Source organism: Candidatus Binatia bacterium, from assembly GCA_029248525.1.
In the GTDB taxonomy this organism is placed as follows: Bacteria; Desulfobacterota; Binatia; order UBA12015; family UBA12015; genus UBA12015.
In genome coordinates this window covers 62,523-75,831 of the sequence record JAQWJE010000033.1, presented here as the reverse complement: position 1 = coordinate 75,831, position 13,309 = coordinate 62,523, and the positions used below count along the sequence as shown (strand labels likewise).

Annotated in this window: 10 protein-coding genes; 6 read left to right on the top strand and 4 right to left on the bottom strand. The window is 59.5% G+C overall.

Going from position 1 to position 13,309, the window contains the following annotated elements; genetic code table 11:
• Positions 1-2: 2 nt before the first annotated feature.
• On the bottom strand, positions 3-1,166 hold the full coding sequence (locus P8K07_06825; GenBank protein ID MDG1958233.1) for a HEAT repeat domain-containing protein: 1,164 nt from the start codon (positions 1,164-1,166) through the stop codon (positions 3-5).
• 301 nt (positions 1,167-1,467) lie between these two features.
• Between P8K07_06825 and P8K07_06820 the strand changes: the two genes are divergently transcribed.
• Both P8K07_06820 and P8K07_06815 read left to right on the top strand, forming a co-directional pair.
• Positions 1,468-2,310 carry a hypothetical protein gene (locus tag P8K07_06820; GenBank protein ID MDG1958232.1) on the top strand — a complete coding sequence of 281 codons (843 nt, stop codon included), beginning with the start codon at positions 1,468-1,470 and terminating at the stop codon, positions 2,308-2,310.
• Between the two features lie 350 nt (positions 2,311-2,660).
• Complete coding sequence (locus tag P8K07_06815) at positions 2,661-3,506, top strand: hypothetical protein (GenBank protein ID MDG1958231.1); 846 nt, start codon at positions 2,661-2,663, stop codon at positions 3,504-3,506.
• Between the two features lie 174 nt (positions 3,507-3,680).
• Here P8K07_06815 and P8K07_06810 read toward each other — a convergent pair whose 3' ends face one another.
• Together P8K07_06810 and P8K07_06805 are read right to left on the bottom strand one after the other, a co-directional pair.
• The gene (locus tag P8K07_06810; GenBank protein MDG1958230.1) at positions 3,681-4,820 is read right to left on the bottom strand and encodes an LLM class flavin-dependent oxidoreductase; all 1,140 of its coding nucleotides are present in this window, start codon (positions 4,818-4,820) and stop codon (positions 3,681-3,683) included.
• 9 nt (positions 4,821-4,829) lie between these two features.
• A complete protein-coding gene (locus P8K07_06805; GenBank protein ID MDG1958229.1) occupies positions 4,830-5,489 on the bottom strand; it encodes a TetR/AcrR family transcriptional regulator in 660 nt (219 codons plus the stop codon).
• 133 nt (positions 5,490-5,622) lie between these two features.
• Between P8K07_06805 and P8K07_06800 the strand changes: the two genes are divergently transcribed.
• On the top strand, positions 5,623-7,092 hold the full coding sequence (locus tag P8K07_06800) for an aldehyde dehydrogenase family protein (GenBank protein MDG1958228.1): 1,470 nt from the start codon (positions 5,623-5,625) through the stop codon (positions 7,090-7,092).
• A gap of 65 nt (positions 7,093-7,157) precedes the next feature.
• On the opposite strand, the gene P8K07_06795 is transcribed toward P8K07_06800, so the two are convergent.
• Positions 7,158-8,186: a hypothetical protein gene (locus P8K07_06795; GenBank protein MDG1958227.1), complete on the bottom strand. Its 1,029-nt coding sequence runs from the start codon at positions 8,184-8,186 to the stop codon at positions 7,158-7,160.
• A gap of 79 nt (positions 8,187-8,265) precedes the next feature.
• On the opposite strand from P8K07_06795, the gene rnr reads away from it, so the two are divergent.
• The 3 genes from rnr (at position 8,266) to P8K07_06780 (ending at position 13,302) form a co-directional block, all read left to right on the top strand.
• Positions 8,266-10,554 (top strand): ribonuclease R, encoded by a 2,289-nt coding sequence (rnr, locus tag P8K07_06790; GenBank protein MDG1958226.1) that lies wholly within the window; start codon positions 8,266-8,268, stop codon positions 10,552-10,554.
• A gap of 84 nt (positions 10,555-10,638) precedes the next feature.
• Positions 10,639-11,943: a DJ-1/PfpI family protein gene (locus P8K07_06785; GenBank protein ID MDG1958225.1), complete on the top strand. Its 1,305-nt coding sequence runs from the start codon at positions 10,639-10,641 to the stop codon at positions 11,941-11,943.
• 45 nt (positions 11,944-11,988) lie between these two features.
• Positions 11,989-13,302, top strand: coding sequence for a glycosyltransferase family 4 protein (locus P8K07_06780; GenBank protein ID MDG1958224.1), 1,314 nt, complete (start codon positions 11,989-11,991; stop codon positions 13,300-13,302).
• The last annotated feature ends 7 nt before the right edge of the window (positions 13,303-13,309 follow it).

Here is a 13,309-nt window from a genome sequence, read left to right as displayed (position 1 = left end):
AGCTATTCAGCCGGCAAACGCGGGCCTGTTGGCGGTGGCAATTTAGGTCCTGCATAGTTTTGCAACGCCGTTTGTGCGGCCGGGAATGAGGTATTGTCCCATTGCTGGAGGGCTCCGGCCGCAGTTCCCGACACGAGATCGCTCTGGTCCCCGAGTAGCACAATCAGGTCAGGGATTGTTTCCGGGTCACCGAGTTGGCCCAAACGGTAGGCGATATTGTGGCGGAGTTGCGGGTCCGGGTCGTCGGCGCTCTGCAGAAGTCTGGGAATGGCCGCTGGGTCTCCGATCTGGGCAAGAAGAAGTGCGGCGATGATATTGTCTTCTGCGCTGAGTCGCTTGCGTGTTGCCTCGCGAACAATCGCCCGGTTGGGGGCACCATAAGTGCCTGCCATCTGTTGGGTGAGAATGGCGCGCCCCAAGCTGGCTTCCGTGAACGAATCGGCAACAAGGACCGTCTCGAGAAGTTCTCCGGTCGGCGTATTCTGCCCGATCAGATTCTTGCAGGACTTCAGGACTTGAAGCCGAGTGTAACGGTTGGGGTCCCGGATCAGCTCGAGCGCGCGTTGGGTGGCCCGGGGCGCTCGCATGGTGCAGAGCGCGTCCATGCCCCACATGCGCAGATAAGGGTCATCGGCCTTGGTTGCAGCCTGCAGGACCGGAATTGCTTCGGTCGAACCGATAGCTCCCAGCGAGGTCAGGATCTCGTACTTCACCTGATTGTCTGTCTCATGCGGGTAGAGAGCGAGAAGGGGGTCGGTCGCCTTTGCGTTTTGCCATGTGCCAAGTGCTTCCACGACTTCCAGACGTACGGATTCGTCAGGATCTTCCAGCGAGGCGATCAGCACCTCGATCGCACCTGGTGCGACGATCTGTTCGAGGATTTCGACGCCCGCAAACCGAACAGCCGGATCATTGCTGGCGAGAAGTTTTTGCACGCCCGGAAGACTATCGCCCTGAAGCGCGATCAGGCCCATCTGGCTGACCTCGTCTTCAGGGTCTCCCATGAGCGCGAGGGTCAGGCGGTCGACGGGTCCCTGCCTCAATTTCGCTGCAGGGGCTTGCTCGGAGGGCGTCTCGCTATTCTGACAGCCAGCCAGGAGGATCAGCAGGCCGACAAGCCAGCTGGTGGAACGAAGTGCGGAAAAATTATTTCTGAAACTCTGCATGTTGGAGATCCTTTATCGTAGAGTCTGTCTCGAATGAAGGAGGAAAAAAGATCTCTGGAAATCAAGCCGTCCCTCTGGCCTCAGCCACTTTCCCGTAACGCAATGCGGCATGAGCGGTTTGTCTCACTCGGTGGGCCGAAATTCATTTTTCCGGAATTCAGAGCACAGGAAGACAACTTAATTGATTGACCGCGGGGTCCGTTTCGGGCGAAAACGGTGATCGACTCAGTCAGGCCCGGGGGCGGGCCACATCACAGAACGACAACGTTATCGTCCCCCTATCCCCTTAAGGAGAACAAATATGTACAAGCAAATCGGAAAAATTGCTTTGGGCGCTTTGGTGTCCGTCGCGCTTGTGGCCCCGGCCATGGCGAAGCCCGCAGGTAAGGGCCAAATTACGTTTGTCCCCGGACAGCTGTCTTCACTTTCGGACATTCAGATGCCGGCGGATCGTGCCGGTAAGCTGAAGATCAAGTTCGGCGGCGCCGACAAGGATGGTCTCGGTGGTTACGAGGTTCAGGTTGCTGGTAACGCCAAGCTGACTTGTGCGTCGAACCCGGACAGCAAAGGTCTCTGCGGCCCCAAGGATAACCCGCAGCCCGCCGTGCTGGTCCTGCTTTGGAAGGTTCTGGCCAACATCGAGATCGAAAACGTCTCGGAGTTGCGCATCACCGGCGGTAAGATTGTCTTCCTGAACACCGGCAAGAACAAGTCGAATGCCGCAGGCAACGTTGCTGCCAGCACCGTGTACAACACGCCGATTGCGACCGGTTATGTCACGATCAACGACCGTGCCGCTGGCTACGAGGACCCGATCACAGGTTGTCTTGGCGCCCCGACAGTCTACAAGACCGACTGCTACAGCGCGATCGACGCCATGTCGGCCGGCTTCATTTACGGCTTCGACTTGAGCAACTCGTGTACGACAGACGCCGAGTGCGAGCTGGCTGGACCGACCTTGTACTGTAACACCGCGACCGGGTACTGCGCCATTCAGACTTGCACGACCGATGGCGATTGCAACTCGGGTGAGTGCAACACCACCACCGGTAACTGCTGTGATCCGAATGCGGCTTCGGGTGCCGCGGGCGCATGTCCCGATCCGTCCCCGAGCGGTGCGTTCCTGGACACCGTGCAGTTCTGATTTGAGACACGCCCGGTGCGAACTCCGGGCCTAACCAAAGAGGCCGCCAGAGAAATCTGGGGGCCTCTTTTTTTGTCCTTGGGGGTGGGGTGGGGGCGCCAGCACGGTGGACGCTGACGGTGGGCGATCCGAGAAATCTATGACGCGACGCGCTGCGGGATGGTTTGTCTCGCTATGTGGGATGATCGAGCAAGAGATATGGAGTCGCGATATTTTTTGGGACATTGATGGTTGACCACAACCCTTCTTCCGCGCGACAACCTATCGAGAGGAACAGGGCGCCTGCAGCCTCTCGCAGGCGGCCGTTCGGAACATGTTTCTGTCCAACCCCCCTTAAGGAGAGAATTGATATGAAGAATTCCAGTTGGAAAATTTCACTAGCTTGCCTCGCCGCAGCTGGTTTTGCCGCGCCATCTGTGGCGAGTGCCGCAGACCCTGCAGGTAAGGTGCAGTCTACCTTTGTCCGTTCGGCCCTGCCGAGTGGCGCCATTGAGTTCCCCGACGATCGCAACGGCAAGTTGAAGGTCAAGGCTGGCCCGTCGACCAAGGACGGCGAAGGTGGCTATGTGACGCAGATCGCGGGTAACGCCAAGCTGACTTGCCCGCCGAACGACGAAAAAGGTGTGTGCGGTCCGAAAGGCTCGCCGGTAACAGCCGTTGCTGTCCAGAATTGGAACGTTCTGGGCGTCATTCCTGTCGAAGTCACGCAGCGTATTCTGGTGGAAAAGGGCAAGATTGTCTTCCAGTCCTCGGGTAAGAACAAGGCCAATGCGAGCACGAATGCTTCGGCTTCGGTTCTCTACGGCACCTCGGTCAGCTTCGGTTTCGCGACCTTGAACAACCTCGGCCCCGATCCTGATAATCCTGTGTCGGGTTGTGACGGATCGCCGACGCTCATCGGTAAAACCGACTGTATCGGAGGCGAGATCGCCGTCGCCGGATTTGTTTGGGGTATCGACAGTAATCCTTCCTGCTCTACGGATGCCGAGTGCGTCGCGGGTGGCTCGGATACTCTGATCTGCAACGCTGGCAATTGCGAGATCCAGACCTGCACGGATTATACCGATTGCAATAGTGGCTCCTGTAACACGACGACAGGCAACTGTTGTGATCCGGCCACTGCGGTCGATCCTGCGCAGTGCGACGGTCCTCCGCCATCTCCGAGTGGTGCGTTCCTCGACAACGCGCAGTTCTGATTGGACGTTCTGATCCTTTCGGGATCAGACCAGACAAAAGGGCCACCGGATTTTCCGGTGGCCCTTTTTATTTTCTGACCCTGCCTGACCTGGCGCGGTCCGCCCTCAGGCACTTTCGGGGCGGTTCAGGGCGCGGCGCTCGTGAGTGGCTCTTGCCGGGGGGGCGGCTTCGCTTCAGGCCGCCGCCAGCCGGGACTCGGCTTCTTCCCGGAAGCGTGTGGTGCGGTGCACCGGGTCCTTGTCGAAGTTCGGGATGACTTCCTTGCCAAAGAGCTCGATACATTCCAGCGTCTCTTCCTTGCTGAGGTGATTGGGCATGCCGAAGACCAGCTGGTCAAAGCCGACATTGGCATAGCCCTTGGAGAGCTGTTCGCAGATATCTTCGGGGGTGCCGCAGAGCATATCGCCGTTCGCCATGGCCATCTCGGCCATCTCCGGCGTCATCTGCATGGGTTTCTCCGGCCAGACGGGGAAGCCGTCGGGTTTGGGGAAGGTATCGTGATAGAGGCCGACCAGGCTCGTGAGGTAGCTACGGTTGGGCTGGCACGCCGACGCGATCGCACGATCGCGATCCTTGAAGCAGATCACCGCATTGGTGATCATCACATTATTATTCTGGTATTCCCCCATCGGATTCGTGCATTTTTCGGCCGCTTCCTTGTAGGCGTCGATCTGCGGCTTCATCTGGCTCACAGACGAGAAGTTGAAACCGAGAGCGCCCAGGCCCAAGCTGCCTGCCTTGGCGTAGGTGGCAGGGTTGCCGCACGCCATCCACATGGCCGGATGGGTGCCCCGGTAGGGCTTGGGGAGGATATTATGCGGCTTGTCCATCTGGAAATGTTCGCCTTTGAAGGTGTAGTCCTTTTCCTTGAACATCCGGATGAGTTGCGGCGCGACTTCGTCCCACTCGGATTTGGTGGACGATGTGTCCTCAATGTTGAAGGTGCCGACCTCATGAGAGCCCGCGCCACGGCCGGTACCGAATTCGAAGCGACGGTTCGAGAGGTGGTCCAACATGGCCGCGCGCTCGGCATTGCGGACCGGGTGGTTGGCGCGCGGGCTCAGGTTGAAGATCCCCGAGCCGATGTGGATGTTTTTGGTCTGGGCGGCAAGAAAGCCCAGATAGACGTCGTTGGCGGAAATATGACTGTATTCGGTCAGGCCATGATGTTCGGTGACCCAGCAATACTTCCAGTTGTTTTCGTCCGCCGCGCGGGCGTAGGCCGCTTCATCGTGAATGGCCGCATGTTCGGCCTCTGAATCGTGTGCCTTTTCTCCCGGGGCATAGCCCTGAACAAAAATTCCAAATTCCATTTTTCTCTCCTAATTGTCTGTGCGGACGAAAGTACGACGCAGAATGCGCAGGAAGCGCTCGGTGAGCTCCTCGACAGTTTCTGTGCCGCCATGCGAAAGCCAATGACCAAGGTGGATCTGGTCGATGCCGCTGAAAAGAGTTTCCAGATAGGCGGGGTCTTCCTCGATGAAGGCACCGGTTGCGACGCCCTTTTGAAAGATACGCAACTGTAGATCGTGAATTTCAGCCGCCACTTCCGAGTGATGACGTGCCTTGGCCGGAATGGCTCCGTCCGCCCAGGCAGCGCCAAGCTGGAGTTGCATCCGGAGAAAATCACGATGTTCGTGAAAATATCCTATAAATGCTCGCGACAGCGCCTCGAGGCATTCAAGGGGAGCTTCGTATTTCGCGGTATGTTCCCGAATGATTTCGAGAAATTCGAGACGCCGCTTTTCCATGATGTCATCGAATATCTGCTGCTTTCCCGGGAAAAGGGCGTAGATCGAGCCCATCGACAGGCCGGCCCGTTGCGAAATATCCTGGACCTTCGCGCGCTGGTAGCCCTGTTCGCCGAAGACTTGTTCCGCCATTGCCAGGATATGTTCGCGATAGAGGGCCGCCTTGGCCTCCCGCGCGGCTTCTCGGGGGTGCTCGGTTTCCAGGTCTTTTGGTTCAGCGCGTGTATTCATGGAGCCAATCTTTGAGCCACAGAATTACAACAGCTGCTTGGGAATTGGCAAATTGATTTTCCGAATCGCAATTCGTTAATTCGACTGATCGAACCCTTTGCCCGAAAAGAGACTCGAGGCTATGAGAAAAAGCATGGCGACACCAAATTTCAGCAATATTCTTGTCGGCGGGGACTGGATCCCGGCCGATGGCGGTACCTACGATATCCTGAACCCGGCAACCGAAGAGCTCGCGGGGAAAGCCCCGAATTGCTCGGTGGCGCAGGTTGAGGCGGCGGCTGCCGCGGCGAGACATGCGTTTGACGAGGGGCCCTGGCCCCGGATGAGTGGTGCCGAGAGAGGTGAAGCGTTGGCCAACGTCGCGGCAGCCTTCCGGAAGGCCGCGCCGTCGCTGGAAGAAATGACGATTGCGGAGACGGGTGCTCTGAAGAGCTACGCTCTCCATCTGCAGATTCTGCACGTTGCCGAGCGTTTCGAAATGTACGCCCAGCACGCTCGGGAAGAGGATACGACAGGCCTGCCTCCGATTTGTCGCGAGCCCGTCGCGGGTTCCAGCGCCTCATTGGCTGCAGGGATTGTGGTGCGCGAGCCTCTCGGGGTGGTGGCGTGCATCAGCCCTTATAATTTCCCCATGACCAATTGCGCGGGCAAAATCGGGCCTGCCTTGGCCTGCGGTAATACCGTCGTTATCAAGCCCCCCCCGCAGGATCCTCTCGGGATGACCGAACTGGCGAGGATTGTGGCCGAACACCTGCCACCGGGTGTCGTCAATTTCATCTCCGGACCTGCCCCGGAGCTGGGCGAGGCGCTGACCACCTCCCCGGATGTCGACATGGTTTCCTTCACCGGATCAACCGCTGTGGGGGCTCGGATCGAGGAGGTTTCGGGGCGGACCATGAAGCGCACCTTGCAGGAGCTGGGCGGAAAGTCTGCCAATATCGTGTTCGACGATTGTGATATCGCCGGCGCCTTGCGCGGCGCCATGAGCGTCTTTGCCTTTCACGCAGGGCAGATTTGTATCGCCGGTACGCGGGTTCTGGTGCAAGAGAGTCTTTACGACGATTTCACGGCGAAGTTGGCTGGCGCGGCCAGTCAACTCAAGATCGGATCGCCCTATGAAGAGGGTATTCAGGTCGGGCCGGTCATCTCGAGAGCGCAACTCGAACGGATCGAGGCTTATGTCGAATCGGCACGCGCCGAAGGGGCGACGATTGCTTGCGGTGGTGGTCGTCCTGCCTCCATGGAAAAGGGTTATTATTTCGAACCGACTTTGATTACCGACGCGCATAATCAGATGAAGGTGGCGCGCGAGGAGATTTTCGGTCCCGTCGTTATCGCCATTCCTTTCAAGGACGAAGCGGAAGCAATCGCGATTGCCAATGATTCCGATTTCGGCCTCTACGGCTATGTGTGGACGAAGGACCCCCTCCGCGGGATGCGCGTGGCACGTGCCTTGCGCACCGGTACCGTTCAGATCAATGGTGCACCGCCGAACCCGCAAGCACCTTTTGGCGGTTTCAAGATGAGCGGGCAGGGACGCGATGGCGGCCGGTTTGCTCTCGATACCTATACGGAAACGAAATATATCGGCTGGGCCAGCTAAGGGAGAATCCAATGAAAGCGCCAACTCATAAAGAGCTCGGCGTCCCCGTTCTGGTCGATGATGCGCTAGAAGTTTGGGCTCCCGGTTTTGCATAGGTGCGGGTCACGATTCAAGCAGCCGGGATCTGTCCTGCTTCGGGACGGCGGGGGTGCTGGTTGCAGATCGGGGCGGGTCGCGTGAGCCGGCGCCTGGTCGATCAGAAACTCTATCGGCCAGCGAAGCGCCTCCTCCAATCCTTTGCGGTTCACGATGGTCAACTCGACCTGAGCGCCTTCTTCATAGAGGTCAAGGAAGGCCTCTCCGCTTCGGGACAGGCGTTGGAGGTCGCGCAGCGGCAGGTCGGGAAATCGAACCGCGGCGTTATAGCGGGTTGAGGGTTTGCCGTCTCCGCCGCGCCACCATCGCATGGATTCCAGAAAGAAGAATTTTGCGTAGGGGTAGCCGGCGGTCCAGGTCCCTTCCCGTCGCAGGTCCTGGCTGGAGCCGTCGATCCATTTCTGACCTTCTTCGGGTGATAGAAAGCGAATCGCCCAGATCGGTCGATCGGGATCCAGGCTCAAAAGTAGCTCGACCACATTGAGTTGCTTCTCGCCGCAGATTCCTTGTGGTGCCATCGCGAAGCGTTCGGGTCGATCCATGGCGGACCATTCCCAGTGCTCGATGGGAAAGACGCAGCTTTCTGTTCCCTCTGCCAGAGATCGGCTGAAGATCAGAAGTGGCACGCTCCGGGAAGCAGTTCCCGCACCACGCTGCCAATGGACCCGAACCTGTAAACGCCGGGGGTCGCGAGGTCTGATGCGGGTCGGCCATTCACTGCCGGCTTTCGATTCGGGCCAAAGACTCTCAATCCGAAACGGGCGGATCAGCCGCCGGGGGACCTCCCCTCGCAAAGTCTGCAGGCAGGCCTCTTTACCTCGGGGGCAATACTCCCGATCCTGCGCGCCGAGGAGCTCCTGGTTGAGGGTAATGACTTTCTCGATCCGAGTGATTTCGACCGGAGTGAGCGAGCCTCCGCTCGCGGGGTCGCCCTTCGGGCTGATCTCACCGGAGGCCGCCTGCGGGAGGAGCAAAAAAAGGAGCAGCAAAACGTGCATATTGCAGGCTTTATAGCCCGCAGAGCCTTGGCGATGCGAGCGGGCAGCAGAATGCGCGGTGGCAGGCTAAGATGGCAGGGTGGCTCGCTCGAAAACCCCCCGGAATCTGTCAGAAGACCTTCAGAACGTGCTTGCACGCGAGGCTCCTCGATCTCTGACGATGAAGGAAATGGCGCGCCAACTGGGGATGGATCGCTGGGATCGTCGGGAATTCGAATCCATATTGGCGAAAGCTGCGGTTCAGGGAAAGCTGACACGGATTGGTAAAAATCGCTGGCGTGCGGCAACGGAAGTCGCTCGAAAGCGCGTGCCGCGCCGCCGCAGCCGATCCCGCAGCGAGACTGGGTCGTCCGAGCCGATGGTCATGCAGGGGCGCTATAGTCGCGCACGTGCCGGGTTTGGTTTCGTGGCAACGACAGGCGAAGACAGGGAGAAAATCGGCGGCGATGTCTTCGTGCCCCGCGGCGGGGAGGCCGGCGCTCTGCACGGGGACAAGGTTCGCGTCGAGGTCCGTCGCTTCGATCCGGAAACCGGACGTTCCACAGGTCAGATCGTCGCCGTTCTGGAGCAGGCGAACCAACATATTCTTGGTCGCGTCGAAAGCGTTTTTCGCAGGGATGGCTCGGGGGCTCCGAAGTTTCGGGTTGTTCCTCACGATGATCGTTTACCGATGCTGGAAATTGTCGGCGGCCGCGAGTTGGACGCCGCGGCCGAAGGCTCCAACGCTTTGGTCCGTTTGACCGAGGTGCCGTCAGCTCGAACAGGTGCCAAGGGGGAAGTCGTTCGGATTCTCGGCGATCTCGCCGACCCCGAGGTGCAGGTCCTGCATATCGCACTCGAAGCCGGGTTGAGGTTGGAGTTTGATGAAGCTTTGCAGCAAGCCGCCGCGGAGCTGCCCAGTGATCCCGACCCCAAGGAATTCCCGGGTCGTCGAGATTTGCGCAACGTTCCGTTTGTCACGATCGACGGCGAGAGCGCGCGAGATTTCGATGATGCGGTTCATCTGGAGCAACTGCCGGAAGGCCTTTCGCGTCTCAGCGTAGCTATCGCGGATGTCTCGCATTACGTGCGCCCGGGTTCGTTGCTGGATCAGGAGGCGGTTGCGCGCGGCACCAGCACTTACTTCCCCGACCGCGCGATCCCGATGTTGCCGGAGCGGCTTTCGACGGAGCTATGCTCTCTGATGCCGAATCGTGACCGACTGGTTCTGGTTGCTGAAATGGTGCACGACGGCCGCGGCGGTCGACTCGATGTCCAGGTCTATCGGGCCGTGATCCGTAGCGCGGCCCGCCTCACCTACACTCAGGTTGCGACTCTCTTGTCCGAAGTAACGACGCCGGAAATCGAGGCAGAGCGGGAGCAACTGGCGGCGATCCTGCCGATGTTGCAATCGATGCGAGAGCTCATGCGGCGCTTGCACCAACGCCGCGTTAACGCGGGTTCCCTCGATCTGGACTTGCCCGAAGCTCTGCTGGATCTTTCGGAAGAGGGCCGAGCTGTGGGCGCCCGGCTTGCACCCCGAAACGATGCGCACCGGATGATCGAAGAAATGATGCTCGAGGCGAATTGTGCAGTTGCCGAGTTCCTCGAAGCGAAGCGTGTTCCACAGCCCTATCGGGTTCATGAGTCGCCGGATGCGAGCTCGATCGATGACCTCAACCAACTTCTCGCACCTCTGGGCCTCCGCATTCACTACAGTGGCGAGATTCAGCCAAAGGATATCCAGCGCGCCCTTCACGATCTGGCGGAGCATCGACTCTCGCGCGTCCTCTCGCGACAGGTTCTGCGGAGCCTGAAGCAGGCCCGCTATACCACGAAAAATGAAGGCCATTTCGGTCTGGCATTCTCCTCCTATTGTCATTTTACCTCGCCGATTCGGCGCTACCCGGACCTTCTTGTCCACCGTCAGATCGGCCGTATCCTCGATGGAGAAATCTCGGCCGCCCAAAGCTGTGCGGAGGAGCTGGAGAGGCTTTGCGGTGAAAATTCGGACGCCGAGCGTCGCTCCATGGACGCCGAGCGTGCGATGGTCGATTTGAAGAAGGCAGAACTGATGCTCGACCATCTGCTGGAAGAAGAGTCGGCGACGATCGTCGGCGTTGAGAAGTTCGGGATTTTTGTGGAGCTGAATTCCTACCCCGTCGAGGGCTTGATCGCTCTCGACGATTTGCCCGGGCAGTTTCGCTTCGATGAGCGATTGAAGATTCTCACCTCGATACGCGGTGGCAGGCGCTTTCGACTGGGCGACTCTCTGCGCGTGGAAGCTGTTGATGCATCGCTGGAGAGAAGGCGGGTTCGCTTTGTGCTTGCCGAGGATCCCATGCTTCGCGGCTACCGAAACCGAGATGAGCTGCTCGCTACGGATTGAGGACGGTCGCGGTGCGAGTCTTCTTCCGCTTTCCCGCGGTACCCGAGGACTTGCGCCGGCAGCAGCCACGCGCAACGTTGAAGTATGAATCGACTCGCTCGCCCGATTTTGTTGGTGCTGGGATTTATCCTGCCCATCCTTGTCGTCGCTGGTTGGCGCAGCTTCGGGGCGATGCAGCGGATGGTGCAGTACCCTGGCGCACCTCCGCCGGTTGTTGAATTCACCGAGTCGCCTGCGATTGGGGATCGTCCGGTCGCGGTGATTCTTCTCAGCAACCGAGGCACTGAGGCCGCGGATGTCTTGTTGCCCTACGCGGTTTTGCAGGCATCCGAGGCGTTTGAGGTGGTGACGGTCGCGCCCGAGCGGCGTATATCCCCTCTGACAGGTGGACTGGACGTCCTGCCTGATTATTCCTTTGAAAGCTGGGCCGAAATTCACCCGGAAGCCCCGGACTTTCTAGTGGTGCCATTTTTTCTCGATGCGCAATCCGAGGTTTTGATCGAGTGGATCCGTGCGCGAGTCGATCAGGGAACACCGCTGGTATCGATCAGCGAGGCGGCCCGGACGTTGGCCGCGGCGGGGCTTCTGGAGGGACAGCGCTCGACAACCCATTTTTGGTCGATGTCGAGTCTCGCCCGGAACTACCCGAATACCCGTTGGGTGGCAGGCACTCGCTACCTCGAGGAGGAGGGATTGATCAGCACGGCTGGTGTGACAGCCGCACTGGAGGGGACCCTCGCGGCGGTCCGCCGTTTTGGAGGATTGCCCGCCGAGACTCGTGCCAGAGAAAATCTGGGGATCGAATCCCTACCGAAGGAATGGCCCATGCCGGTCATTTCTCTGACCGAGATCGGCATCCTTTTGCTTAATGGTTGCTTTCTTACATCCGCGACGCCGATGGCAATCGCGGTTCCCGAGGGTGCTGACGATCTTCATTTGGCGGCCTTGTTGGAGACTTATCCACGCTCATTGACAGCAGAAGTCGCGACGGTCGGGGATCGAGACAAGCTGATCCGATCCCGCGCCGGGCTGCCCCTGATGGTTCGCGCGGACGAATCGGTTTTCCCCACCATGTCTCGTATTGTGGTTCCGGGAGGCATGGGCAGTGCGGGGTATGTCGACGGTTTGCTGAAAACACCACCCGCTCCGGATGTGGTGGTGTCTTCAATGGTCGGAGTGAGCTCCGGCGAGGGACTGGCCTGGGCCTTGGAGGATCTGGCCCGGGTTGAGGATCAGGCAACGGCGACTTTGGTTGGGGATATGATCGAGGCGCCTTCGGTGCCCCGGGTGCCGGGTGCCCGCTCCTGGCCATGGCCGCGCTTTCTCGTCATGTGCGGAATCGGCGGTGCAGGCGTCATTCTCGTGGCCTGGCTCACGCGGCGGCGCTGAGGTCGCGGGGTTGCCCGCAGCCTCGCTAACCCCGACAGTCAGAGAATGGATACGGATCTTCCCCTGCGCATTGCCTTTCTGACCTATCGGGGCAAGAAAACGGTTGGCGGGCAGGGGGTTTATACCCGGCAGCTCACGCGTGCGATGACGGATCTCGGTCACTCGGTCGAGGTTTTTTCTGGCCCGGAATGGCCGGAGACTGACCCGCGTGTGCCCCTGCACGCATTGCCCAGCCTCGACTTTTATAATGAAAAGCACCCTCTGCGCCTGCCCCGACCGCATCAGATGAAGTCCTGGGGGGACTGGGTAGAGTTCGGAAAGTTCCTGACCGGACAATTTCCGGAGCCTCTGGCTTTCAGTGTGCGCGCTCGTCAGGCCCTGATTCCTCGAATCAATGAATTCGATCTGGCGCAGGATAATCAATCTTTGGGTTCGGGGCTGCTGGGCCTCCAGCGGGCCGGCCTCCCGGTGCTTGGGACGATTCACCACCCGACCACCGTCGACCGTCGCCTGGAATGGGAGGCTGCGAGCAACTGGCGTGAGCGATTTTTCAAAGACCGCTGGTACTCGTTTACGGATATGCAGACGAGAGTTGCTCGAGATATCTCGCGCCTGGTCACCGTCTCGGAGAATTCGCTTGCCGATATCCATCGCGACCACAAGATTCCCATGGATCGGATGCATGTGGTTCCGGTCGGTGTGGATCAGGAGTTGTTTCGACCGTTGCCGAATATAGCCCCGAAAAAGGGTCGCCTGGTGACAACCGCGAGTGCTGATGCCGCGATGAAGGGGCTGAAGTTCCTGCTGGAAGCCTTGGCAATGTTGCGCCGTGACCGCGATGTTGACCTCGTGGTGATCGGCAAGTTGAGGCCGGACGGTCCCGCGGCTCGCACGATCGAGAAGCTGGGAATTCAGGATGCTGTCACTTTCATCAAAGGGGTCAGTGACGAGCGCCTCATCGAAATTTTCAATGAAGCAGAGGTGGGTGTCGTCCCTTCGCTTTACGAAGGGTTCTCTCTGCCCGCTGTAGAGTTGATGTGCTGTGGGGTGCCCCTGGTGGCGACTACCGGTGGCGCGTTGCCCGAAGTGGTTGGCCCCGATGGTGAGACCGCTCTTCTGGTCGAGCCGGGAAATAGCCTGGCGCTCGCGGAGCGAATCGGTGTTGCTATGGACCAACCCGAGTTGCGTGAGAAAATCCGTCATGCCGGCCGTCGTCGCGTGTTGGAACGTTGGACCTGGGAACATTCAGCCAAAGGGACTTTGGAGCAATATCGAGCCCTTCTCGACGAGAGTGGAGCGATCGAGGCGCGTCGACCGGGGGGCCGGCAAGGGGCACCGCGCTTCCGGGCGAGAGCCTGAAAATAGG